Genomic DNA, 24,117 nt, shown 5'->3' on the forward strand with positions numbered 1-24,117 from the left:
AACACGACCGTTAAGCCCTCTAACGCCGATGGTACTTGGACCGCAGGGTCCCGGGAGAGTAGGAAGCTGCCAAGCCAGTGAGCAAGAGCCTTTACCGGCATATCCGGTAAAGGCTCTTTTTCTGTTCTTTTCTTAAAAGAATCCGATTTACCCTGGTAAAAAGTTATCCCCAAACTATACAGGTGTCCAATAAAACGTTAAAATTTCGAAAATGAAAACTGTTGAAATCTTCTTTTTGTTCACATCTTCTCCACAGTGGTGGTATAAACTCCTGCTTATCCTCAGGGTTCCTACTCTAATTGAAAAATCTTATTCACAATTTGACTATTAGTGTGGAAAAGTTCAATAGAAAGCCTCACCTGTTTCTCCTATAGATATCCACGGCTTGTCCCCAAACCGCGCAATCTTGAAAATACGCAGCTTCATTCGCATATATATACAATTGTGAACAGGAATAATGTCTCCTTTTCACCTGATTGTCTTCCTACTTTTTATATTCTCCAGGTCATTTTTCTGCTTCCAAAGACGTATTTGTGTTTTTCTTCACATCTCAAAAATTTCCAATTTGATTGTTTTAATTTTTACGAACAAACTTTCGTTGAATTTTGAACGAAAGTTTTTTAAGCAAGCAAAAGTATCCATTTTATTTATGATTATAGGCATATATGGAATTTATCTGGGTAGAATCGCAGGGGAGTACTATTTAAATCCCGGGATTTTCTGTGCATTCAGTTGGGGTTTTTTCCAGAAATGTGGGCCTTTCGATTCGTTAAATAACACTGCTGTAACTTCCTGAAAATTATCGTCGATATAAAGAACATAAGCACACCGCTTCAGGGCGAAACAGTCAAGCGAAAATGAATATACATGCATATTCATTTCGAAACGCCGCAGTTGAAGCAGTCACAACTATCTAATAATCGTTGTCGCACTTAAGCGATCATCATAGCAAAGACCGGTTTTGAGCCCAAGGGCGGAGGAGAAGCCGGATTGTCATCCTGTCACTGTTCACTTTTCAGTATTTAACATCATTGGAGGGATACATCTTGAAAAGAAACAAGATCATTATCGCGATTGCAGCACTTTCATTGGGACTGGGTAGCGGGTTCGGAGCCTTAGGACAAGCACATGCCGCTTCTTCGGAAACATACAAAGCTTCTCCGGACTTTAGCAAAACCGTACAAGGTCTGCAAGGCTGGTATTATCAACAAGCAGCAGGTACCGCATACTCGGATCTCGCCTATGATGGAAATCAAAAAGTATGGAGCACGGCATCGGGTTTCCCTTGGATAGCAGCCAGCTCTCAGTATCCGAGCGACGCAGCGGACGCGGTTCGCAAGTGGGTAGCTCCTGGCCCGGGAACAATCGAGATTACTGGAGTTGTAAAGAAGAGCGGCAATAAAGGAGACGGCATCGTTGCAAGCATCGTAAAAGACGATACAGTACTTTGGAGCGCATTGATCAAAACGAAGACCGGCGAAAAGCCGCAGAATGTCGGAGCGATTCCTGTACAAGCCGGAACGGCTATCTACTTCACGGTCAATAAGAACGGCACAACCGAAGATGACGAGACATTGTGGAACCCGAACATTTCCTTTACTCCCGGAGAAGTAGCACCGACAACACCAGCACCAACGACGCCAGAACCAACAACGCCAGCACCAACAACACCAGCGCCAACAACGCCAGCGCCAACAACACCAGCGCCAACAACGCCAGCACCAACAACACCAGCGCCAACAACGCCAGCGCCAACAACGCCAGCGCCAACAACGCCAGCGCCAACGACGCCAGCGCCAACAACGCCAACAACGCCAGCGCCAACGACGCCAGCACCAACGACACCAGCGCCTGCAGGCCTGTCAGTTACCGATTTCGGAGCAGTTGCTAATGACGGAAAAGACGATTATGCAGCGTTTGCAGCAGCAGCCAAGGCAGCTAAAGAACAAAAGAAAACATTATATGTACCTGCCGGCGAATTCACGTTGAGCAAAATCCTGACGATCGACAGCATCCGTCTTGAAGGCGCGGGCAAAGAGTCTACTGTACTGGTATCTACGAATCCAGACGGCGGTTCGATCGATCTGAAAGGTGACGGCGTACAACTTCGTAACCTCAAGCATGCCTACCAAACAACGATTCCAAGAGGTAACGGCGCGCATGACAAAAACAACATCACGGTTCGCAGCGCAACAAACTTCGTCATCGATAACGTATATGTAAGCAAATCCAGCACTGCAGGGATCATGATGGCCTACGGATCGAACAACGGCGTCGTATCCAATAACGTAGTCGAAAATACGGGCGCGGACGGCATTCACATGACGACGGAAAGCCATCATATTACGGTTGAAAACAACACGGTGACGGGTGTAGGAGATGACGGTATCGCGGTTGTCAGCTACGGAACAAGCCCGACGCCTGTCAATAACATCACGGTTCGCGGAAATAACATCGGTAACTTCTCGAAAGCTCGCGGGATTTCGGTTGTAGGCGGAGTAGACGTGCTGATCGAAAACAACAAAGTGGCAGACACGATGATGGCGGGGATCTACATCTCGGTCGAGGGTTCTTATAACACGCTGAACGTGGATCGCGTCAAAGTCGTCAACAATACCATTCACCACACCGGTATCCAAGAACCGCAAAATCATCCGAACGTTCTGGTTTACGGCGGCAAAGGTACAATAGACAACGTGGAATTCATCGGTAACACCATCACCGACGGCGCGCATCGCGGAATCGGCGTATGGGGCGACGGCACAATCAAGAAAGTGAAATTCGAGCGTAATACGCTGGTAAACAAAAACGGCGCAGCTACAACTTTCAAGAACGGGATTATCACGCTTGTTGATAACATCGGCTTCTAATATTTTTCAAATCCGCGTAATGCCGATCTGAGAAATACTACTGTTCCAAATCTTCTCTCACAAAGATTTGTTTTCGCAGGGACCAGCTGCAACTGGTTCCTGTTTTTTTATGCCGATTTTATCCCGTTATTCAAAGTTATAAACTGCACCGCTTGTCCGAAATGGGGTTTCGGATTGTTTAAAAACGTCTATGTAGAGTTATAACCATGATAAAGAAAGATGAAACACTTATCAAAAAAATTTAAAATAAAAAAAGAATCGGAGTATCGTTTCGATTCGTTGATTCGTTTAAGCTAATGAATCCTGACGGAGAGGAGGAGATGAACAGAATGGAACGCAGTCTGACAAAAGAAACAAAGCGACATGACGAATTTGCGGAACTGATTGCAGAGCATGACGACGCACTGGGAAGATACTGTCGATTTCTAACAGGTTCGGTAGCGGACGGGCAGGATCTTTTACAGGAGACATGGCTGAAAGCGTGGGCGGCATTTCGTGAACACGGGGGAGCAAGAAATCGAACCTATTTGCGCAGCATCGCGTACCGCGCCTGGATTGATCGCATGCGCAAAGGAAGAGATGAGGCTATATCCGATCCGATCAACGAGGAAGGCGCGGCCTGCGCGACGACTGATCCCCTGCGACTATGGCCGGCAGCAGAGCGTCTTGTTCGCGTGCTAACGCCGGATCAACGAACCGTGTATTTGCTAATGGAGTATTTACGCTTTACGGCGGCGGAAACGGCTGAGCTGCTCGGCACAACGGAAGGCGGAGTCAAAGCTTCCCTGCACCGGGCGAGAAAGAAGCTGGATAAGCGGCGTCAATACGAGCAGGAATGGACGGAGCCTTTGGCGGAAACGAAAGATTCGGACGAACAAGCGGTTTTTGCTTATATGCAGGCGATTCAACTTCAGGACGTTCGCGCGCTGATGGTGCTGTGGAACGGCGGCAGCGGAGAAGAAGCTTCACTAGCGGTTCGCTGCTCGATACCTGCGCGCGTTAACCGGGCTCGAATGGAAACAATGCAGCTGCGCAGAAAACCTACGGTCCGTTCTTCCGTTCGTCTCCAACTAGTAGCTTGACCAACCTTAATCATAGGTTTACGTTCGGCCGGGTGTAACCTTACTTCGTTAGCGGTCAACGTGCTAGTGGCTGCCCGACACGGATATCATCCTTTTTATAATCTGAAGGAGGCAAAGCCGGTGAGTACATTCATTCCTTACGTCGTGGAACAAACCAGCCGCGGCGAACGATCTTACGATATTTATTCCAGATTGCTGAAAGATCGGATTGTCTTTTTGGGTTCGGCGATCGATGATCAGGTAGCCAATAGTATTACTGCGCAATTGTTGTTGCTTGAAGCGGAAGATCCGGAGAAAGACGTCTATTTTTACATTAACAGCCCTGGAGGCGCGACTACGTCAGGGTTTGCCATTTACGATGCGATGCGGCATATTAAACCCGACGTGCATACGATTTGTACGGGGATGGCGGCGTCGTTTGCGGCGATTTTGCTGTTGTCCGGAGCTCCGGGAAAACGCGGAGCGCTGCCGAATAGCGAAATCATGATTCACCAGCCGCACGGAGGCGCGCAAGGTCAAGCCAGCGATATTGCAATCAGCGCCAAGCGAATTATCCGGACCCGCGAACGTCTGAACGAGATTGCAGCTCTGCATACCGGTCAGCCGCTCGAACGGATCGCGCGAGATATGGATCGGGATTACTTTATGTCGTCGGAAGAAGCTTTGGAGTACGGCGTCATTGATCGGATTATCGACCGCTCGCAGAACACGTAATACCATGACCGATCACAATGTTAGGTAACGCTCCTCCAAAACTCGCTTGAAGCATGCGTGTTTCCGATGGACGCAAACCTTAAATTGAATATCGATGATTCAGACCCTTCGCGAATCGCGATCGGGTCTTTTTTGATCTTTTCACGCAGGAACTTGCTTGTACGCGGAGAAAGAAGTAAGGCCGAGATTTTGAACCGAGAGGAGATTCACGAAGATGGAAATCAGACGCCTGACCGATCAGGATTTCGATGCAAATATCGCGTTGGCCGAATATGCGTTTTTGTATACATTGAGCGAGCAGCAGAAGGAAGAACGCCGTAAGCGATTCGGAGACGAAGCCGTGTGGGGTGCCTTTGACGGGCCAGAGCTGTGCGCGAAGCTGGCTCTTATGCCGCTTGAAGTCTATGTCCATGGCAAAAAGATCAAAATGGGCGGCATCGGAGGCGTTGCGACGTGGCCGGAAAAGCGTCGACAAGGCATGGTGTCCCAACTGCTGCGCCGCTCGCTGGAAGAAATGAAAAAAGAGGGTCAACTTTTATCGTATCTGCATCCGTTCTCCGTGGCCTTTTACCGGAAATATGGTTGGGAGTTGTTCACCGATAATAAAAATTACACGATTCCTGTTGAAAAGCTGCCTGTACGCAAAAGCGTGCCGGGACGCGTGGTACGTGAAGTGCGGGATATCGATACGTTGAAGTCGGTGTATGACCGTGCCGTTATTCGTTACAACGGACCTGTGGTGCGCACTCTCAAATGGTGGGAGCAGCGGGTAATGAACGGCATTCCGTATACGGCAGTCTATTATAACGAAGCAGATGAGCCGGAAGCGTATGTTTTATATGCGATAGAAGAGCGGAAATGGATCACGGAAGAGATTTTTTGGATCAACGATACGGCTAGGCAGGGGTTATGGAATTTTATTATCAACCATGATTCCAAGCTGAAAGAAGTTCAAATGAAGCTGCCTGTGGATGATCCGTTGTCGCTGTTGCTGCCTGACCCGATGGTTAAGCAGGAGATCGAACCGTTCTTTATGGCGAGAATCGTGGATGCGGTTAAGTTTGTTGAAGCGTACCCATTTGCCGAGTCTGCCCTAGACCATCGCTTTGTTCTTCATATCGAGGATCAGGATGCGCCGTGGAACGAAGGGGATCGGGAATGGAAAATTTCAGGATCGGGAGTAGGCGGATTGGAAAAGGTCAATTCTGCTGAAGGATTGCGTGCGGACGCGGCGAACATTCGCATCTCGATCGGAATCCTGACGGCGATGCTGCTCGGCTATCGCCGTCCGTCGGAGCTTCAGCGTATCGGCTTGCTGGAGGCTTCCGAGGAAACCGCGCATCTTTTGGATACATCGATTCCGGCACGGATTCCCTACATGGCGGATTACTTCTGAACAGATTGCGCACAGACGCAGTCCTAATGAATTGTCCACATGTGGATAAATCGAAAAGTCTTCAAGTCTAACAGACGGGAAATCGACCTGAAGCTTACGTTATAATAAAAAGACCGATAGATGCGCCGGGTGGCTGCGAATCGGAATGAAGGCCGTGTTTGATTGAAGACGATAATGTCTCGAACCGGATTGGAGAAATGGGGAAAAGAAATGACATTGACGATCCCGGTGGGCGTTCTTGTGCTGGCAGGCTGGTTGCTCGTGCTAAACATCATCGCGTATGCGGTCATGGCCTCCGACAAGCGCCGGGCCAAACGGAGCAAGCGCAGAGTGCCGGAACGAACGTTGTTTACATGGGCGGCTGTCGGCGGAGCGCTCGGGATTTGGATTGCGATGAGGTCGAAGCGGCACAAAACCCAACACAATTCGTTTCGTTTCGGCGTGCCTGCGTTGCTTTTGTTGAATATCGCGGTGTACGGGGCACTGTTCTATGCATTCCTGCGTTAGAGCCTGGGCGAAAAAGGAAAAGCAAGCAAGGTGTTTGATTCTCCTTTTCCAAAGGGTAATAATGAATATGAACGGACAACGGGTTCTTGCCAGGCAAAGAGTCGGTTGGAGTCCGAATTCGAAAGGAAAGAAAGAGGTGCTTGAATATGCTGTTCTCTAAAGTTCTGGTGGCCTATGACGGCTCGAAAGCTTCTAATAAAGCGCTCGATCGTGCGGCTGCGCTAGTCAAAGCTTCGCCGGACGCCGTATTGGAAGTGCTGCATATTTACGATTATCCGCGCTTTTTCGTCGGAGACGGTATTGCACCGGTTCCGGGCAGCGTGAATAAAGAGTTTTTCGATCTGGCGGAGCAAACGGTTGAAGAAGCGCGTCGTCGCCTTCAAGAAGCCGGCGTGGACGCTCGGATCGAGATGCGCCAAGGAGCACCGGCCGTACTGATTCTTGAATATGCCAAAGAGTTGAATGCCGATCTGATCGTCATCGGCAGCCGCGGCTTGGGCGCGATTCGCGAGTTCGTGCTCGGCAGCGTCAGCCATAACGTGGTTCAGCAGGCGCAAATTCCGGTACTGGTCGTCAAATAAGCGGATGCTCGTACCATGACCGCGTAAGAGGTTAGGTTACGTCCATCGAAAACCTGAAATGGAATGCGGTCAAGCTGCTATGCAGGAACGTTCGATAAAAAGAGCGGTTTGAAGGTTTTGGATCATGCAAATGAATTGAAGGTTCGGAAGCGCGCTGCGCTTTCGGACCTTTTTTATATCCGCAATTTTTACAATTCGAGCGGTATTTAGTGAAGGAATCGCAGGATCAGCGGATATTTCGCTTGCTGCTTGTGTAAAAACGAACATTCGGATTTTACGATTTTAAAATGTTCGGTTTTTAATTTGACACGGCATGTACGGAATTGTTAAACTGGAACTGAAGTCGGGCGTGTGGCAACCGCGCTTTCGACATATAACCGAATTGAACATCGTACCGTATAAAGCTGGGGATAAGGCCCGGCAGTATCTACCCGGGAACCGTAAATACCCGGACTACGGAAGCAACGAAGGGTCCGACGGCTGTAGCTTGTCCGTTTAAGCTGGGGTTACGATCGGATTCGGCGCAGGTCTGACCTGCCGCCGATCCCGCACGCTCTGTCTCGGACGAGAATCCGTCTTTCCGCCATAGGTTCTTTCATTTGGAAGCCCGACGGTTGGCGACGCGTGTTTTCGTCTTTGCGCGCCCGTGCCTGATAACCCGCCGTTTCTTTCCGAGTCCGGATTCCCGAGAGATCATTGAGATTTTGCGGCGATTCCGGATTTTTTTGATTTTTTACCGAAAAACGATGGATATGGAGCGTGAATTATGTCTTTGCAGGTAGCAGTCATTATGGGCAGTACGTCTGATTGGGAAACGATGCAGCATGCTTGTCGGATTCTCGAAGAGCTTCAGGTTCCTTACGAAAAAAAGGTCGTCTCGGCTCACCGTACGCCGGACTTGATGTTCGAATATGCGGAGCAAGCGCGCGAACGCGGCTTTAAGGCTATTATTGCGGGAGCAGGTGGCGCGGCGCATTTGCCGGGTATGGTTGCGGCGAAAACGCCGCTTCCCGTGATCGGGGTGCCGGTTCAATCGGCTGCGCTGAACGGGCTGGATTCGCTGCTGTCGATCGTGCAGATGCCGGGCGGCATTCCGGTGGCGACGGTCGCTATCGGTAAGGCAGGCGCAATCAACGCGGGATTGCTGGCGGCGCAAATCGTAGGAACCGCTGACGACGCGGTGCTGGATCGCGTCGCGGCCCGTCGAGCGAGAATCGAGCGCGAAGTGCTGGAAGCGGAGCTGCCATGACGGAAGGAACGAACGGCATGGGACAAAACGCAAGCAGCGGCAAGCGCGAAACGCGCGTGATCGAGCCGGGCAAGACGATCGGCGTGCTCGGCGGCGGGCAATTGGGCCGCATGATGGCGCTGGCGGGAGCGCCGCTGGGGTATCGCTTCGTGGCGCTGGACCCGGTAGCGGACGGGCCTTGCGGCCAGGTGTCGGCGCAGATCGTCGCCGCGTACTCGGACAAGGAAGCGGCGGCTGAACTGGCCGCGCGGACGGACGTGATCACGTACGAGTTCGAGAACGTGGATGCGGAAGTGGCTGCTCTGCTGGAAGAGCGGTCGTACGTGCCGCAAGGCAGCCGGCTGCTGTACACGACCCAGCACCGCCTGCGCGAGAAGGCGGCGCTGGAAGCGGCGGGCGCGACGGTTGCGCCTTACGCGGCTGTGTCAAGCGAAGCGGACTTGGACGCGGCGGTCGAGCGTCTGGGCACGCCGTGCGTGCTGAAGACGGCGACCGGAGGCTATGACGGCAAAGGGCAGTTCGTTATTCGCGACCGCAGCGAGGTCGCAGCGGCTTACGCGGAGCTTGCGGCGTCGGGAGCGGAGCTGGTGTTGGAGCAATTTATCGCGTTTCAATGCGAGATTTCGGTGATCGCGGCGCGCAGCTCGGCGGGCGAAACGAGTACGTTCCCTCCCGCGGAAAACATTCATCGCGGCGGCATCCTGCATGCTTCGATCGTTCCGGCACGCGTTCCGGCACGTATTCTGGCCGAAGCCGAGCAATTGGCGGCACAGATCGTCGAGTCGTTCGATGCGGTCGGGCTGCTGGCCGTCGAGATGTTTTACGGCAAGGACGGCAAGCTGTACGTGAACGAAGTCGCACCAAGGCCGCATAACTCGGGCCATTACACGATGGAAGCTTGCATCACTTCGCAGTTCGAGCAGCATGTGCGCGCGATCTGCGGATTGCCGCTCGGCAGTCCCGACCTGCGCACGCCCGTGGTGATGGTCAACGTGCTGGGCGAGCATTTGGACGGGGTGAACAAGCTGATCCTGTCGCCGGAGAGCGTCGGAACGGACCTCGTGCGGCCGAAGTTCCATCTGTACGGCAAAGCCGAAGGAAAGACCGGGCGGAAGATGGGGCATATCAACTTGCTTTGCGGCGATACTGCCGATGCGCTGGCCTGGATCGACAACGCCGGCATCTGGCCGGTTGAGGGCGCTTGAGTCCAATCCGCTACCCCGTCTCCCTGTGACACCTTATATAATGAAAGAAGGCGCGTCGAACCTGCCGTTTGCGATCCATGATCCATCGGCATGTCGGCGCGAACCTCAAATTTACTTTTTGGAGGCTATACCCCTTATGATCGAACGTTACAGCAGACCGGAAATGCGCAGTATCTGGAGCGAGGAAAACAAATTCAAAGCATGGCTGGAAGTCGAAATTTGCGCTTGCGAAGCGTGGGTGGAACTGGGCGTGATTCCGGCGGAAGACGTGCAAAAAATCCGCGATAACGCGACTTTCGATATCGACCGCATTTACGAGATCGAGCAGGAAACGCGCCACGACGTGATCGCGTTCACACGCGCGGTATCCGAAAGCCTCGGCGAAGAGCGCAAATGGGTCCATTACGGCCTGACTTCGACAGACGTAGTGGATACGGCAATGGGCTATCTGCTGCTGCAAGCCAATACGATTCTGGAGCGGGACATCTTGAATTTCATCGAAATTCTGAAGGACAAGGCGATCGCTTACAAGAGCACGCCGATGATGGGCCGTACTCACGGCGTACACGCGGAGCCGACGACGTTCGGTCTGAAAATGGCGCTGTGGCACGAAGAGATGAAGCGTAACCTGGAGCGTTTCCGTCATGCGGCGGACGGCGTGCAATACGGCAAAATGTCCGGCGCTGTCGGCACTTACGCCAATATCGATCCGCGCGTCGAAGAAATCGTCTGCGGCAAGCTCGGCACGAAAGCCGCTCCGATCTCGACGCAGACGCTGCAGCGCGACCGTCACGCGGAATACATGGCTTCGCTCGCGCTGATCGCGACGTCGCTCGACAAGTTCGCAACCGAAGTTCGCGCCCTGCAAAAGAGCGAATTCCGCGAAGTCGAAGAAGCCTTCGCGAAAGGTCAAAAAGGTTCGTCGGCGATGCCGCACAAACGCAACCCGATCGGCAGCGAAAACATTTCCGGCCTGTCCCGCGTCATTCGCGGTCACATGCTGACGGCATACGAGAACGTCGGACTGTGGCACGAACGCGACATCTCGCACTCCTCGGCGGAACGCGTCATCCTGCCGGACGCGACGATGCTGCTCAACTACATGCTGAACCGCTTCGGCAACATCGTGAAAAACCTGACGGTGTTCCCGGAAAACATGAAGCGCAACATGGAGCGTACTTACGGCGTGCCGTTCTCCGGCCGCATCCTGACCAAGCTGATCGACTCCGGCATGAGCCGCGAAACGGCGTACGACACCGTGCAGCCGCGCGCGATGCAAGCTTGGGAAGAACAACGCAGCTTCAAGGATATCGTATTGGCAAGCCCTGCGATTACGGACGTGCTGAGCGCGGAAGAGATCGAAGACGCGTTCAACCCGGCATGGCACTTGAAGCATGTCGATACGATCTTCGCGAAACTGGGCTTGAACGAGTAGACAGGATCAAGCTTTTCATCGTTAAGGAGGATAACAACCATGTTCGTATCTTCGCAGGCTCTCTCCACCGCCGAACATCTGGTGGACGCGCCGCTGCTGTATAAAGGAAAAGTACGCGAGCTTTACGATCTCGGCGAGTATTACCTGATCGTCGTGACCGACCGAATCTCCGCGTTCGACTACGTGCTCGATCCTGCTATCCCGTATAAAGGCGACGTGCTGAACCGTCTGAGCGCGTACTGGTTTCAGCAAACGGCCGATCTGCTGCAAAACCATGTCGTTCATACGGACGTGCTGAAGCTCGGCGCGGTCGCCAAAGATCCGCTGGCGCTGAAAAACCGCATCATGGTCACCCGCAAAGCGGAACGCATCGATATCGAATGCGTCGTACGCGGTTATATCACGGGCGGCGGCTGGCGGCAGTATCAAACGGGCGGCAGCATCAACGGCATCGAACTTCCGGAAGGCCTCCGCAAAAACGAAGCATTCCCGGAACCGATCTTCACGCCCGCCGCGAAAAACGACGTGGGCCACGACGAAGATATCCCGTTCGAAAAAATGGAAGAACTCGTCGGAGCCGGACTGGCTGCGGAATTGCGGGATAAAAGCCTCGCCTTGTACGAATTCGCCCGCAAAGCTTGTGCCGAAAAAGGCATCATCCTCGCCGACTGCAAATTCGAGTTCGGCCTGGTCGACGGTCAAGTCATACTGATCGACGAGATTTTCACGCCGGACTCTTCCCGCTTCTGGGCGGAAGACAAGTACGCGCTCGACGTCGAGATCGACAGCATGGACAAAGAACCCGTGCGCGCGTACCTGTCCGGAACGGATTGGGACAAAAACAGCGCGCCCGACCCGCTTCCGGCGGAAGTCGTGGAAGAAACGACGAAGCGTTACCTCGGCATCTACGAGCGATTGACCGGCAAAAGCCTGCTCGGCCTGTAAATTTTCGCACCGCCGTCCAAGCGTGTCCCGTCAGGGACGAAAGCGGCCTGCCGCACAACCAACCACTATCAAACAGCCGACTTCCCGATTCTGCCTTCTTTTCAAACAGGCGAAAAGATTCGGGAAGGGCTTATCCAGGAGGACATTCATGAAAGCCAAAGTCTATGTGACCATCAAGCAAAGCGTACTCGATCCGCAGGGCGTTGCCGTTCAAGGCGCGCTGCACTCCCTCGGCTTCAACGAAGTGGAAAGCCTGCGCGTCGGCAAATACATGGAGCTCGAACTCGGCGACGTGAGCAAGGAAGCTGCCGGAGACCGCGTGAAGGAAATGTGCGAAAAGCTGCTGGCCAACACGGTCGTCGAAGACTACCGCTACGAACTGGAGGGTTAAACACCATGAAATTTGCAGTCCTCGTATTTCCCGGTTCCAACTGCGATATCGACTGTTACAAAGCGGTAGAAAATGTTCTGGGCGAGCCGGTCGATTACGTCTGGCACACCGCGACCGACCTCTCCGCCTATGATTGCATCCTCGTGCCGGGCGGTTTCTCGTACGGCGACTATCTGCGCTGCGGCGCGATCTCGCGTTTCGCTCCGGTCATGAACGAAGTGGCGAAGGCTGCCGAAGAAGGCAAGTTCGTGCTCGGCATCTGCAACGGTTTCCAGATCCTGACCGAAGCCGGACTGCTCCCTGGTGCACTCCGCCGCAATATGTCGATGAAATTCGCATGTCGCGACACGGTGCTGAAAGTGGAAAACAATGCAACCCCGTTTACCCGAGATTACGCGGCCGGCGAAGAGATCGTGATTCCGATCGCGCACGGCGAAGGCAACTACTACTGCGACGAAGAGACGTTGGAGGAACTGCGCGCCAACAATCAGATCGCTTTCCGGTATAAAAGCAATCCGAACGGTTCGGTGGACGATATCGCGGGCATCACGAACAAAGCCGGCAACGTGCTCGGCATGATGCCTCACCCGGAACGCGCGGTCAACGAAATTCTCGGCACGACAGACGGCAAGAAGATGTTCACATCGATTATTAACGCTTGGAGGGAACAACATGACGCAGCAAATGTCCGTTAAGGAACCGACGGCGGAGCAAATCGCGGATCAGCAAATTTACAAACAGATGGGTGTATCGGACAGCGAGTTCGAGCTCATCTGCGGTTTTCTCGGCCGTAAGCCAAACTACACGGAAATCGGCGTTTTCAGCGTAATGTGGTCCGAGCACTGCGCCTACAAAAATTCGAAGCCGCTGCTGCGCAAATTCCCGGTCACGGGTCCCCGCGTCCTGATGGGACCGGGCGAAGGCGCGGGCATCGTCGATATCGGCGATAACCAGGCGGTCGTGTTCAAGATCGAAAGCCATAACCACCCTTCGGCGGTCGAGCCTTTCCAAGGCGCGGCAACGGGCGTGGGCGGCATCATCCGCGATATTTTCTCGATGGGCGCTCGCCCGATCGCGTCGCTGAACTCGCTGCGTTTCGGACGGCTTGAAAGCGACCGTGTCAAATACCTGTTCGAACATGTCGTCAGCGGCATCGCGGGATACGGCAACTGTATCGGGATCCCGACGGTCGGCGGCGAAGTCGTGTTCGACGAAAGCTACGAAGGCAACCCGCTCGTCAACGCGATGTGCGTCGGCCTGATCGATCACGACAAGATCCAGCGCGGCGTGGCGAAAGGCATCGGCAACCCGGTCTTCTACGTCGGTCCTCCGACGGGACGAGACGGCATCCACGGCGCGACGTTCGCATCCGAAGAACTGACGGAAGAATCGCAAGAGCGTAAGACAGCGGTTCAGGTCGGCGATCCGTTTATGGAAAAGCTGGTTATGGAATCTTGCCTGGAACTGATCGACAGCGGCATCGTGGTCGGCATTCAGGATATGGGCGCAGCGGGTCTGACGTGCTCCAGTTCGGAAATGGCGAGCAAAGCGGGCAACGGCCTGGAACTGTACCTCGACCAAGTGCCGCAGCGCGAAGAAGGCATGACGGCATACGAAATGATGCTGTCCGAGTCCCAAGAGCGCATGCTGTTCGTCGTCGAACCGAAAGACGAAGCGCAGGCGATGGAAATCTTCGAGCGTTGGGGCGTCATTTGCGCGAAGGTGGGTAAAGTAACGGACGACGGACGTTTGAAATTGCTGCATCACGGCGAAGTTGTCGGCGACATGCCGGTGCACGCGCTGGTCGACGAATGCCCGATCTACGACAAGCCTTCGAGCGAACCGGCTTACTACGCGCAGAACGCGACCGTCGACACGACGGCTTACAACGAAGTAACGGATCTGGGCGGCGCTTTGAAAAAAGTGCTGGGTTCGCCGAGCGTGGCGAGCAAAGCCTGGGTGTACGAGCAGTACGACTACATGGTACGCACGAACACGGCGGTACGTCCGGGCTCGGACGCGGCGGTCGTGACGATCGACGGCACGCGCAAAGCGTTGGCGATGACGACGGACTGCAGCGGACGTTTCGTGTATCTGGACCCTGAAGTGGGCGGACGCATCGCAGTCAGCGAAGCGGCGCGCAACATCGTCTGCTCCGGCGCGGAGCCGCTGGCGATCACGGACAACCTGAACTTCGGCAGCCCGGAAAAGCCGGAAATCTTCTGGCAGATGGAAAAAGCGGTCGACGGCATGGCCGAAGCTTGCCGCGAGTTGGATACGCCGGTTATCGGCGGCAATGTCAGCTTGTACAACGAAAACGCCAAAGGCTCGATCTACCCGACTCCGGTCGTGGGCATGGTCGGTCTGGTGCACGACGTGGATCATATCACGACGCAGCATTTCAAAGGCGAAGGCGATATCCTGATCCTGACCGGCGTTACGCGTGCGGAGCTTGGCGGAACCGAATTCCAGCAGGTGGTTCACGGCGTAACGGAAGGACGTCCTCCGCAGCTCGATCTGGCAGTCGAAAAGAAACTGCTGGGCGGCGTGCTGGAAGCGATCCAAAGCGGTCTTGTGCGTTCGGCGCACGACTTGTCGGACGGCGGTCTTGCGGTTGCCGTAGCGGAAAGCTGCATCGGCGGCGGTCTGGGCGCTCAGGTCAGCATCCATACGGAAGAGATCGGCGAAGCCGGCCTTCGTCCCGATTTCGCTTTGTTCAGCGAAAGCCAATCGCGAATCCTGCTGTCGGCAACGCCGGAAAACGCGGATGCGCTGTTGAGCGGACTTGCGGCGCACGGCGTTCCGGCCGCGAAGATCGGACGCGTATCGGGACTGCAGCTCCATATCACGGTAGACGGAAAAGAAGTGCTCAGCGAAGAGATTCATACACTCAAACAGGTCTGGGAGGATGCGATTCCATGTCTGATGAAGTAAAGCAGCCGTTGTGGACGGGGGACTACTACAACGAGGGAATGGATCAGATCGATCCGTTCGACACCCTGCGCGAAGAATGCGGCGTGTTCGGGGTCTACGGACATCCGGACGCCGCGTCCCTGTCCTATTACGGTTTGCATGCACTTCAGCACCGGGGAGAGGAAAGCGCGGGGATTTGCGTCAGCGACGAAGATCACTTCAATTATCATCGCGGTTTGGGTCTGGTCAAAGAGGTTTTTGACAAAGACACGCTCGCCGGACTTCAAGGAAAGCACTCGATCGGCCACGTCCGTTATTCGACAAGCGGCGGCGGAGGGTTGACCAACGCCCAACCGCTGGTGTTCAAATACAAAGGCGGCGACCTCGCGGTCGCCACCAACGGCAATATCGTCAACGCGCCGCAAATTCGGCGCGAGCTGGAAGAAAGCGGTTCGATTTTCCAGACGACGAGCGACACGGAAGTCGTGGCTCACTTGATCGCCCGTTCGCCGAAAGACTTCGTCGAAGCGGCGAAAGACGCCATGAACCGGATCGTCGGCGGCTATGCGTTCATGCTGCTCACGCACGACAAGCTGCTCGTCACCTGCGACCCGAACGGACTGCGCCCGCTCACGATGGGCCGTCTCGGCGACGCGTACATCTTCACGTCGGAGACCTGCGCGCTCGAAGTCATCGGCGCGGAAAGTATCCGCGACGTCCGTCCGGGCGAAATGCTGGTGCTCGACCGCGAAGGCCTGCACGAAGAGCGCTTCACCGAAGGACAGCGCAAAGCGCTGTGCGCGATGGAGTACATCTACTTCGCGCGTCCCGACAGCGACATGAACGGCTCGAACCTGCACTCCGCCCGCAAACGGATGGGCAGCGTGCTGGCGCGGGAAAAATTCGTCGACGCCGATCTGGTAACCGGCGTGCCGGACTCCAGCATCTCCGCCGCGATCGGCTACGCCGAGCAGACGGGCATCCCGTACGAACTCGGCCTGATCAAAAACAAATACACCGGCCGGACCTTTATCCAGCCGAGCCAGGAACTGCGCGAGCAAGGCGTCAAAATGAAACTGAGCGCCGTGCGCCGCGTCGTCGAAGGCAAACGCGTCGTCATGATCGACGACTCGATCGTGCGCGGCACCACGTCCCGCCGCATCGTGAACCTGCTTCGCGAAGCAGGCGCGACCGAGGTCCATGTCTGCATCACCTCGCCGCCGTTCAAAAACCCGTGCTTCTACGGCATCGACACCCCGGACAGCCGCGAACTGATCGCGTCTTCCCGCACCGTCGAAGAGATCCGCGAAGAAATCGGCGCGGATTCGCTCGCTTTCCTGAGCTACGAAGGCTTGATCGAAGCCGTGGACGGCGAGGACCGGGAAGCTTATAAAGGCGGTTTGTGCATGGCCTGCTTCGACAACGATTATCCGACCCAGGTGGATTTCGGGGGAGAAGAAAAACTCGGATGCGGATGTTGAAAAGGGAAGGGTGAGGTGGGGGAGGCGCTGCGGGTGGAGGGGCCTTCCGATCGCTGTTTCAATCCGATTCCTTCATTAGATAACTTATTTAGAGGTAGGAATCGTATTTCAAAGGCGACCACTTCGTTTCTTCAGGCTCCCTCCACCCTCCGCTGACTCCGACGCGCACGCATCCCTTTTTTGTGGGTAGGGTAGAGGGCAGTGCTGCTTTTTCTTTTGGGAGAAAAAGCGCTTGGGGTAAATGTATATAATTTCTTAGAAGAGCGTTCGAAGTTCGAGCGAGTCCAACGGCAAAGCAGGATATAAATCATAAAGCTTTCCTTTTCGAATGTAATCGAAAAGATCTTTAACCTAACTTAATTTCCAGATACAAGCGACGCTTGCATCTGGAAATTAAAATGCATGTTCGGAAGCTGTTAAGCGGAGGGAGAAATTCAGTGAAAGGCGCCTTTGAGCCCGGAGATTTAAGCTTGAAATGTACATTTCAAGCTTAAATCTCCGGGCGAGACAGCGCCTTGAACGAATTTCTCCCGCAGCGCCCTTCAGCTTCCCCACGAACAGGAATTTAATTTGAAGATAAAGGATGTGTCGGTTGTGTCTGAAGCCTACAAAAATGCCGGAGTCGACATCGCGGCGGGCAACGAAGCGGTCGAACGGATGAAAAAGCACGTCAAAAAAACGTTCCGTCCGGAAGTCATGACGGATTTGGGCGGGTTCGGCGCGTTGTTCGGCCTGAACAAAGACGCTTATGAAGAGCCGGTGCTCGTCTCCGGAACGGACGGCGTCGGCACGAAGCTGAAAATCGCGTTCGCGATGGACAAGCACGACACGATCGGCATCGACGCCGTCGCCATGTGCGTGAACGATATTATCGTGCAGGGCGCGGAGCCGCTCTTTTTCCTCGACTATCTGGCGACGGGCAAAGTCGTGCCGGAGAAAATCGAAGACATCGTCGCGGGCATCGCGGACGGCTGCCTGCAATCCGGCTGCGCGCTGATCGGCGGCGAAACGGCGGAAATGCCGGACATGTACACCGAAGGCGAGTACGATATCGCGGGCTTCACGGTCGGTATCGTCGATAAAAAGAAAATCATCAACGGCCAGTCGATCTCGGCGGGCGACGCGGTAATCGGACTGGCTTCGAGCGGCGTGCACAGCAACGGCTTTTCGCTCGTGCGCAAACTGCTGCTCGAGCAGCACGGCTACCAACTCACGGACGAAGTGGCTGAACTCGGCGGCACGCTCGGCGCGACGCTGCTGGAACCGACCAAAATTTACGTGAAACCGGTACTGCGGCTGCTGAAAAGCATCGAAGTCAAAGGCATGGCGCATATCACGGGCGGCGGCTTTATCGAGAATATCCCGCGGATGCTGCCGGAAGGCGTGAACGTCGAGATCCAGCACGGCACGTGGCCGGTACTGCCGATCTTCAAGCTGATGCAGGAAAAAGGCGGCATCACGGACAGCGATATGTACACGACGTTCAATATGGGCATCGGATTGGTTCTGATCGTGGCCGAGGCGGACAAGGAAGAAGCGCTTCGCCAATTGAAAGAAGCGGGCGAAGAGGCTTACCTGATCGGCAGCGTGACGGCAGGCGAGAAAGTCGTGACGTTCCAAGGTAACGCGCAATGAGTGGGATCGAAGGCAAAGACATTCGGGAGGAGAACACTCGGCTGAGCGAGGAAGAAGTGCCGCTCAAGCCGGGCCCGATGCCCGGACTGCCGAACGAGCCGGACCCGGCCGTTCCGACGACTCCGGACGCGCCCGATCCGTCCCGCGAGCCTGCGATTCCCGTGCCGATTCCTGCCGTTCCGAGCACGCCGGAGCCTTCTACTGTTCCGACAACGCCTGTCCCGCAGCCGGTCACTCCCGACGGCGAACCGGTTCCGCAGCCTGCGACGCCCGGAGCCGAACCTAAGCCGCTGACCATGCCGGGAATTCCGGCCGTCGCGGACCCGGACGAAGCCGACGATTTTGCCGAAAACGAAGGCGATCCCGCTGCGCAGCTTCGCGAGCTGGAACAAGCGCTGCCCGACGGCGAAGGTCCGAATAAGCCTTACCGCATCGCGGTATTCGCGTCCGGCTCCGGAAGCAACTTCCAGGCTATGCTCGATACGGCCCGCGCGGGACAACTCGGCGCGCAGATTGCGCTGCTCGTTTCCGACAAGCCGCAGTCGAAAGCCGTTGAACGCGCCCGCGCAGCGGGCGTTCCGGTATTCGTGTTTACGCCGAAAGAGTACGAATCGCGCGAAGCGTACGAGCGTATCATTTTGGAAGAATTGGCGAAAGCCAAGATCGACCTGATCGCGCTCGCCGGATACATGCGTCTTTTGACGAGCGTTCTGGTCGAACCGTACATGGGGCGGATGATCAATATCCACCCGTCGCTGCTGCCGTCGTTCCCCGGCAAAGACGCCGCGGGACAAGCGGTTTCGCACGGCGTAAGAGTCAGCGGCGCAACCGTGCATTTCGTCGACGGAGGGATGGACACGGGGCCGATCATCGCCCAGCGCGCCGTTGAAGTGCTGCCTGAGGATTCGGCGGTCGAGCTTCAGCTTCGTATTCAGGAGCAGGAGCGTTTGCTGTATCCCGAAGTGGTATCGTGGTTCGCGGCGGGCCGGGTCAAGCTGGACGGTCGCCAAGTTCGGTTGTTCTGATGGCAATCATAGTCGGAACCGGAGCGGTCATTCAAAACGACGAAGGCCAGGTATTGCTGGTGCTTCGCAAGAAAGACCCCGAGATTCATAAATGGAGCATTCCCGGCGGAAAGGTCGATCCTTTCGAAACGTTGGAGCATACGATCGTGCGGGAAGTCGAGGAAGAAACGGGCCTGGTCGTCGAGGTCGAACGTCTTCTGTGCACGGACGAGACCATTCAACCGGAACAGGATCGCCATCTGCTGTCGCTGATCTACAAAGTCCGTTACACCGGCGGCGAACCGCAAAACCGCGAGCCGCAGAAACATGCGGAGCTTCGCTGGTTTTCGTTGAACGAGCTGCCGCCGGAGACGGACATCGCAACGTTTTCCCGAGAAGCATTGAGATTGATCCAATAAGCCTATCCCAATCCCGTAACCCCAAGGAGGACTTTTCATCGTGAGTATCAAAAGAGCGCTGGTCAGCGTATCGGACAAAACAGGCATCGTCGAATTCTGCCGCGAGCTGTCGCAGCTCGGCGTCGAAATCATCTCCACCGGAGGCACGAAAAACCTGCTGGCGCAGGAAGGCGTTCCGGTCATCGGAATCTCCGACGTCACGGGCTTCCCGGAAATCATGGACGGCCGCGTCAAAACGCTGCATCCTGCCGTACATAGCGGACTTCTCGCCGTGCGCGACAACGAGGAGCACACGCGTCAAATGAAGGAACTGGGCCTGGATTACATCGACCTCGTGGTCGTCAACCTGTACCCGTTCCAAGAGACGATCGCCAAGCCGGACGTGGCTTACGAAGACGCGATCGAAAACATCGATATCGGTGGTCCGACGATGCTGCGTTCCGCGGCGAAAAATCATGCGTTCGTCAGTGTGGTCGTGGACAGCGCGGATTACGGCAAAGTGATCGAAGAAGTGCGCGCCGAAGGCGACACGACGCTCGATACCCGTAAAAAACTCGCTGCGAAAGTGTTCCGTCATACCGCCTCCTACGACGCTCTGATCGCCGACTACCTCGCGAAGCAAACGGGCGACCCGCTTCCGGAGCGCTACACAGTGACTTACGAGAAGATTCAAGACCTCCGTTACGGGGAAAACCCTCACCAAGCGGCTGCTTTTTACCGCGCGCCGTTGGCGCCGGCAGGCACGCTGACGACTGCCGAACAGCTGCACGGCAAAGAATTGTCCTACAACAACATTAACGACGCTAACGCGGCGCTCCAGATTGTCAAAGAATTCAGCGAGCCTGCTGTTGTAGCCGTTAAGCATATGAATCCTTGCGGCGTAGGCGTAGGATCGACGATCGCGGAAGCTTACAGCAAAGCGTACAGCGCCGATCCCGTGTCCATCTTCGGCGGAATCGTGGCGGCTAACCGTACGATTGACGCCGAGACGGCGCAGCCTTTGAGCGAGATTTTCCTGGAGATCGTGCTGGCTCCGGACTTCACCCCGGAAGCGCTCGAAATCCTCACGAAAAAGAAAAACATCCGTCTCCTCAAAATGGGCGAACTGACTTCGGCGGAAGGACGCGCATCCGTGCATGTCGTGACTTCAATCGAAGGCGGCATGGTCGTGCAGGAAAGCGACGTTCACTCGCTGAGCGACGCCGACCTCAAAGTCGTGACCAAGCGTCAACCTACGGAAGACGAGCTGAAGCAGCTGCTGTTCGGTTGGAAAGTCGTGAAGCACGTCAAGTCGAACGCGATCGTGCTGGCGGCTGATAACATGACGATCGGCGTCGGCGCGGGTCAGATGAACCGTGTCGGTTCGGCCAAGATCGCGCTGGAGCAAGCCGGAGACAAAACGCAGGGCGCGATTCTCGCTTCCGACGCGTTCTTCCCGATGGGCGATACCGTTGAACTCGCAGCCAAACACGGCATAAAAGCGATCATTCAGCCGGGCGGCTCGATCAAGGACGAAGAATCGATCCAAGCAGCCGACGAAGCCGGAATCGCGATGATCTTCACGGGCGTTCGCCACTTCAAGCACTAAGATCAAGTTCAAAGCCTTCACATCGACGCGCGTCGCGCCGGCGGATCGGGTCTGCGTCAGGCGGACGGGTCCACGGACGACGCGCGTTTTTTTATAAGGAATAACCGTTATGGGAAAAGGAACACACGATGAAGCGAGAGGGGACGTTGGAATGGATATTTTGGTTGTAGGAGGCGGCGGTCGCGAACACGCGATCTGCCGATCGCTGTCGCAGTCGCAGCGAGCCGGGAAGATTTACTGCGCGCCGGGGAATGCGGGAATCGCGAATGTTGCGGAATGCGTGGATATCGGCGTATTCGATTTCGAAGCATTGACGGCATTCGCGCTGGAGAAGAAAGTCGGCCTCGTCGTGGTCGGCCCGGACGATCCGCTTGCGGCAGGCATCGTGGATGCTTTTGAAGAGAAAAATATTCCGGTCTTCGGACCTCGCCGGAACGCGGCCGAGATCGAAGGAAGCAAAGCCTTCATGAAGGATCTGCTCAAAAAGTATGCGATTCCGACAGCCGCTTACGAGACGTTCGACGACTACGAGACGGCTCTGGCTTATCTGCGTTCGCAGCAAGCGCCGATCGTCGTCAAAACCGACGGTCTGGCCGCGGGCAAGGGCGTAACGGTAGCGCAAACGATCGAAGAAGCCGAGAAGGCTCTGCATGATGCCATGGTCGGCGGTTCGTTCGGAGCGGCGGGCAGCAAAGTCGTGATCGAAGAATTCATGGCGGGCGAAGAAATGTCGATCTTGGCTTTCGTGGACGGCGAGACCGTTCGCGCGATGCCCGCTGCACAGGATCATAAGCCTGTTTTTGACGGCGATAAAGGTCCGAATACCGGAGGCATGGGCACGTACTCGCCTCTGCCGCATATCGATCCCGCGATCATCGAGCGCTCGATCGAAGAAATCATCAAGCCGACGGCTAAAGCGCTGGTCAGCGAAGGACGTCCGTTTACCGGCGTGTTGTTCGCTGGCTTGATGATCGAAGCAGACGGTACGCCGCGTACGGTGGAATTCAACGCGCGCTTCGGCGATCCGGAGACGCAGGTGGTACTGCCTCGTCTGAAAAGCGATCTGCTGGACATCTTCCTGGCGGCTGTCAACGGAACGCTGGCCGATATCGAGATCCAATGGAGCGAAGACGCGGCAGTGTGCGTCGTGCTGGCCTCGGAAGGCTATCCGGCTTCGTATCCGAAGGGTCGCGTCATTACGGGCATTGAAGCGGCCGAAGCAGGCGGAGGATTGGTCTTCCATGCAGGTACGGCTCGTAATGAATCCGGTGAACTTGTTACGGCAGGCGGCCGCGTGCTGGGCGTAGTCGGACTTGGGACGGGCATCGCCGAAGCCCGCGAGGCTGCTTATGCGGCGACGGAACGCGTTGCATTCGACGGCGCGCATAAGCGCAGCGACATTGCGGCGAAGGCGTTGACGCCGCGCGCGTAAGCATCAAAATCGGGAAGTGTAGAAAACGAAACGTAATTTCCGAAGCGGCCCATTTTGGGGCCGCTTCGTTTTTTACGGGAGATTGTGGGCTAACGGGTAACGGGCAAAAGTCGCGACGTGACCCTTATCAATCGTAACGCGCAGCGCATAGACGCAAAGAAGCCCGAACCGTGAAAGGCTCGGACTTCTTGCCAAGATTGAATGCTTTTTCGCGAGTATAGTTCGCTTTCATGCTGTTCCTAGCCTACTCTTGTTTCTCTACCGGAACATACAGATCCATCTGCAAGTCCTTATCCCCGCTGCTGCGCTCGTCGTACAGTTCGAAGTCTACGCCGTTCTTGGCATACGCATAACCCGAGCTCGGGAACCACTCGTTGTAGACGTAAGTGGTCATTCCCTGGATCGCGTCGGTGAAGGCTCCGTTCGCGCGATCCGCTTTTGGTGAAGTGAACACGGCATAGGTCGAAGCCGGGATCACCGCTTGATGCGTGCCTTCCGGAGCGTTATCGAAGTTCTCCACTTCAAAGCCGATCACGTACAAGAAGTGTTCCGGTTTGTCGGGAAGCATAATGCAGGCACCGTATTCGGCATCTTTGACGGGTTTGATCTGTTGATACAGCTTATGACCCCACTGTTCTTCGATGTACCGGTTCCAAAAGGCCGGAATCTCCGTGAAGTTCTCGCCGTTCATTCGGGTCTCCAGGGCATAACCTACCAGCTTAATTTCGGGCTTGCTTACGATCTTCGGTCTCATCATCATTCCTCCGCTCATGTTATAATCGGCCAGCTTCGCAAGGTCCACCCGCTCGGGAACGCGGCCGGTGGCGTGGATGCGATACTGTTCCGGGGTGAGTCCGTATGTTTTGCGAAAAGCTTTGGTGAAGCCTGCGTGCGTCTCGAAGCCGTAATCGAGGGCGATCTCCAGCAGGTTGCGGCGTCCGGCCATGTCCGCTGCGGCATGGGCCAGTCGTCGGCGCCTAATATAGTCCATGATCGGCAGACCCGTTCTCGAATGAAACACTTTATAGAAGTGATACTGCGAGAATCCGGCTTGCCGAGCCAGGTCTTCGGCGCTCAGCCGTTCCTTGAGATGATCCTCGATGTAGTCCAGCGTGCGCTGGATACATGCGGTATGATCCATATTTTTCGTTCCCTCCCGATCGGTACATTCATCTTAACAGAAGGATGATGCGAACGTTTGTCCGTTTTTGCGATCTTGATCTTCTTTTGGAAACGGACGATATATGAAGGTAAACCGTCGCTATCCCGC

Annotated in this window: 21 protein-coding genes and 1 riboswitch; of the genes, 19 read left to right on the top strand and 2 right to left on the bottom strand. The window is 55.3% G+C overall.

Features of this window, described 5'->3' with window-relative positions; translation table 11 throughout:
- Positions 1-1,596: 1,596 nt before the first annotated feature.
- Positions 1,597-1,839: a hypothetical protein gene (locus tag HRQ63_RS21900; protein ID WP_172247297.1), complete on the bottom strand. Its 243-nt coding sequence runs from the start codon at positions 1,837-1,839 to the stop codon at positions 1,597-1,599.
- 20 nt (positions 1,840-1,859) lie between these two features.
- On the opposite strand from HRQ63_RS21900, the gene HRQ63_RS21905 reads away from it, so the two are divergent.
- From HRQ63_RS21905 to purD, 19 genes are all read left to right on the top strand, one after another.
- Positions 1,860-2,870 (top strand): right-handed parallel beta-helix repeat-containing protein, encoded by a 1,011-nt coding sequence (locus HRQ63_RS21905; RefSeq protein WP_172247515.1) that lies wholly within the window; start codon positions 1,860-1,862, stop codon positions 2,868-2,870.
- 320 nt (positions 2,871-3,190) lie between these two features.
- Positions 3,191-3,952 carry an RNA polymerase sigma factor gene (locus tag HRQ63_RS21910; RefSeq protein WP_172247298.1) on the top strand — a complete coding sequence of 254 codons (762 nt, stop codon included), beginning with the start codon at positions 3,191-3,193 and terminating at the stop codon, positions 3,950-3,952.
- A 120-nt stretch (positions 3,953-4,072) separates the two neighbouring features.
- The gene (gene clpP / locus HRQ63_RS21915) at positions 4,073-4,666 is read left to right on the top strand and encodes an ATP-dependent Clp endopeptidase proteolytic subunit ClpP (RefSeq protein ID WP_172247299.1); all 594 of its coding nucleotides are present in this window, start codon (positions 4,073-4,075) and stop codon (positions 4,664-4,666) included.
- A gap of 214 nt (positions 4,667-4,880) precedes the next feature.
- Positions 4,881-6,062: a GNAT family N-acetyltransferase gene (locus HRQ63_RS21920; protein ID WP_172247300.1), complete on the top strand. Its 1,182-nt coding sequence runs from the start codon at positions 4,881-4,883 to the stop codon at positions 6,060-6,062.
- A gap of 210 nt (positions 6,063-6,272) precedes the next feature.
- Complete coding sequence (locus HRQ63_RS21925; RefSeq protein WP_172247301.1) at positions 6,273-6,569, top strand: DUF1294 domain-containing protein; 297 nt, start codon at positions 6,273-6,275, stop codon at positions 6,567-6,569.
- A gap of 146 nt (positions 6,570-6,715) precedes the next feature.
- A complete protein-coding gene (locus HRQ63_RS21930; RefSeq protein WP_037284827.1) occupies positions 6,716-7,150 on the top strand; it encodes a universal stress protein in 435 nt (144 codons plus the stop codon).
- Positions 7,151-7,524: 374 nt separating this feature from the next.
- A riboswitch (purine riboswitch) is annotated at positions 7,525-7,626 on the top strand.
- Positions 7,627-7,916: 290 nt separating this feature from the next.
- Positions 7,917-8,399, top strand: coding sequence for a 5-(carboxyamino)imidazole ribonucleotide mutase (gene purE / locus HRQ63_RS21935; RefSeq protein WP_172247302.1), 483 nt, complete (start codon positions 7,917-7,919; stop codon positions 8,397-8,399).
- Positions 8,396-9,604 (top strand): 5-(carboxyamino)imidazole ribonucleotide synthase, encoded by a 1,209-nt coding sequence (purK, locus tag HRQ63_RS21940; protein WP_172247303.1) that lies wholly within the window; start codon positions 8,396-8,398, stop codon positions 9,602-9,604. The genes purE and purK overlap by 4 nt, the downstream gene beginning before the upstream one ends.
- Positions 9,605-9,740: 136 nt before the next feature.
- Positions 9,741-11,039, top strand: a complete 1,299-nt coding sequence (gene purB / locus HRQ63_RS21945) for an adenylosuccinate lyase (protein WP_172247304.1) — start codon at positions 9,741-9,743, stop codon at positions 11,037-11,039.
- A 39-nt stretch (positions 11,040-11,078) separates the two neighbouring features.
- A complete protein-coding gene (locus HRQ63_RS21950; protein WP_172247305.1) occupies positions 11,079-11,984 on the top strand; it encodes a phosphoribosylaminoimidazolesuccinocarboxamide synthase in 906 nt (301 codons plus the stop codon).
- A gap of 148 nt (positions 11,985-12,132) precedes the next feature.
- Positions 12,133-12,375: a phosphoribosylformylglycinamidine synthase subunit PurS gene (gene purS, locus HRQ63_RS21955; RefSeq protein WP_037284817.1), complete on the top strand. Its 243-nt coding sequence runs from the start codon at positions 12,133-12,135 to the stop codon at positions 12,373-12,375.
- Between the two features lie 5 nt (positions 12,376-12,380).
- Positions 12,381-13,070: a phosphoribosylformylglycinamidine synthase subunit PurQ gene (purQ, locus tag HRQ63_RS21960; RefSeq protein WP_037284816.1), complete on the top strand. Its 690-nt coding sequence runs from the start codon at positions 12,381-12,383 to the stop codon at positions 13,068-13,070.
- The gene (gene purL / locus HRQ63_RS21965; RefSeq protein ID WP_280529332.1) at positions 13,048-15,309 is read left to right on the top strand and encodes a phosphoribosylformylglycinamidine synthase subunit PurL; all 2,262 of its coding nucleotides are present in this window, start codon (positions 13,048-13,050) and stop codon (positions 15,307-15,309) included. The genes purQ and purL overlap by 23 nt, the downstream gene beginning before the upstream one ends.
- Complete coding sequence (gene purF / locus HRQ63_RS21970) at positions 15,294-16,769, top strand: amidophosphoribosyltransferase (RefSeq protein WP_172247306.1); 1,476 nt, start codon at positions 15,294-15,296, stop codon at positions 16,767-16,769. Before purL ends, purF begins: the two co-directional genes overlap by 16 nt.
- Positions 16,770-17,363: 594 nt before the next feature.
- Complete coding sequence (gene purM / locus HRQ63_RS21975; RefSeq protein WP_172247307.1) at positions 17,364-18,404, top strand: phosphoribosylformylglycinamidine cyclo-ligase; 1,041 nt, start codon at positions 17,364-17,366, stop codon at positions 18,402-18,404.
- Between the two features lie 473 nt (positions 18,405-18,877).
- Positions 18,878-19,429, top strand: a complete 552-nt coding sequence (purN, locus tag HRQ63_RS26390) for a phosphoribosylglycinamide formyltransferase (protein ID WP_229714164.1) — start codon at positions 18,878-18,880, stop codon at positions 19,427-19,429.
- Positions 19,429-19,827: an NUDIX domain-containing protein gene (locus tag HRQ63_RS21985; RefSeq protein WP_172247308.1), complete on the top strand. Its 399-nt coding sequence runs from the start codon at positions 19,429-19,431 to the stop codon at positions 19,825-19,827. The genes purN and HRQ63_RS21985 overlap by 1 nt, the downstream gene beginning before the upstream one ends.
- 40 nt (positions 19,828-19,867) lie before the next feature.
- A complete protein-coding gene (gene purH, locus HRQ63_RS21990) occupies positions 19,868-21,415 on the top strand; it encodes a bifunctional phosphoribosylaminoimidazolecarboxamide formyltransferase/IMP cyclohydrolase (protein ID WP_172247309.1) in 1,548 nt (515 codons plus the stop codon).
- Between the two features lie 151 nt (positions 21,416-21,566).
- Positions 21,567-22,847 carry a phosphoribosylamine--glycine ligase gene (gene purD / locus HRQ63_RS21995; protein WP_172247310.1) on the top strand — a complete coding sequence of 427 codons (1,281 nt, stop codon included), beginning with the start codon at positions 21,567-21,569 and terminating at the stop codon, positions 22,845-22,847.
- Between the two features lie 244 nt (positions 22,848-23,091).
- Here the strand turns inward: purD and HRQ63_RS22000 are convergent, their stop codons facing one another.
- Positions 23,092-23,988 carry an AraC family transcriptional regulator gene (locus HRQ63_RS22000; protein ID WP_172247311.1) on the bottom strand — a complete coding sequence of 299 codons (897 nt, stop codon included), beginning with the start codon at positions 23,986-23,988 and terminating at the stop codon, positions 23,092-23,094.
- Positions 23,989-24,117 lie beyond the last annotated feature (129 nt).

It is taken from the genome of Saccharibacillus endophyticus (assembly GCF_013185185.1).
In the GTDB taxonomy this organism is placed as follows: Bacteria; Bacillota; Bacilli; order Paenibacillales; family Paenibacillaceae; genus Saccharibacillus; species Saccharibacillus endophyticus.

Excerpts from the sequence above, each read along its gene's own strand:
- HRQ63_RS21920 (WP_172247300.1), top strand. The coding sequence starts at position 4,881 with ATGGAAATCAGACGCCTGACCGATCAGGATTTCGATGCAAATATCGCG.
- purL (WP_280529332.1), top strand. The coding sequence starts at position 13,048 with ATGACGCAGCAAATGTCCGTTAAGGAACCGACGGCGGAGCAAATCGCG.
- purQ (WP_037284816.1), top strand. The coding sequence starts at position 12,381 with ATGAAATTTGCAGTCCTCGTATTTCCCGGTTCCAACTGCGATATCGAC.
- purD (WP_172247310.1), top strand. The coding sequence starts at position 21,567 with ATGGATATTTTGGTTGTAGGAGGCGGCGGTCGCGAACACGCGATCTGC.
- HRQ63_RS21930 (WP_037284827.1), top strand. The coding sequence starts at position 6,716 with ATGCTGTTCTCTAAAGTTCTGGTGGCCTATGACGGCTCGAAAGCTTCT.
- HRQ63_RS21925 (WP_172247301.1), top strand. The coding sequence starts at position 6,273 with ATGACATTGACGATCCCGGTGGGCGTTCTTGTGCTGGCAGGCTGGTTG.
- purB (WP_172247304.1), top strand. The coding sequence starts at position 9,741 with ATGATCGAACGTTACAGCAGACCGGAAATGCGCAGTATCTGGAGCGAG.
- purS (WP_037284817.1), top strand. The coding sequence starts at position 12,133 with ATGAAAGCCAAAGTCTATGTGACCATCAAGCAAAGCGTACTCGATCCG.
- HRQ63_RS21985 (WP_172247308.1), top strand. The coding sequence starts at position 19,429 with ATGGCAATCATAGTCGGAACCGGAGCGGTCATTCAAAACGACGAAGGC.
- HRQ63_RS21910 (WP_172247298.1), top strand. The coding sequence starts at position 3,191 with ATGAACAGAATGGAACGCAGTCTGACAAAAGAAACAAAGCGACATGAC.
- purE (WP_172247302.1), top strand. The coding sequence starts at position 7,917 with ATGTCTTTGCAGGTAGCAGTCATTATGGGCAGTACGTCTGATTGGGAA.
- HRQ63_RS22000 (WP_172247311.1), bottom strand. The coding sequence starts at position 23,988 with ATGGATCATACCGCATGTATCCAGCGCACGCTGGACTACATCGAGGAT.
- HRQ63_RS21950 (WP_172247305.1), top strand. The coding sequence starts at position 11,079 with ATGTTCGTATCTTCGCAGGCTCTCTCCACCGCCGAACATCTGGTGGAC.
- purK (WP_172247303.1), top strand. The coding sequence starts at position 8,396 with ATGACGGAAGGAACGAACGGCATGGGACAAAACGCAAGCAGCGGCAAG.
- purF (WP_172247306.1), top strand. The coding sequence starts at position 15,294 with ATGTCTGATGAAGTAAAGCAGCCGTTGTGGACGGGGGACTACTACAAC.
- purN (WP_229714164.1), top strand. The coding sequence starts at position 18,878 with ATGCTCGATACGGCCCGCGCGGGACAACTCGGCGCGCAGATTGCGCTG.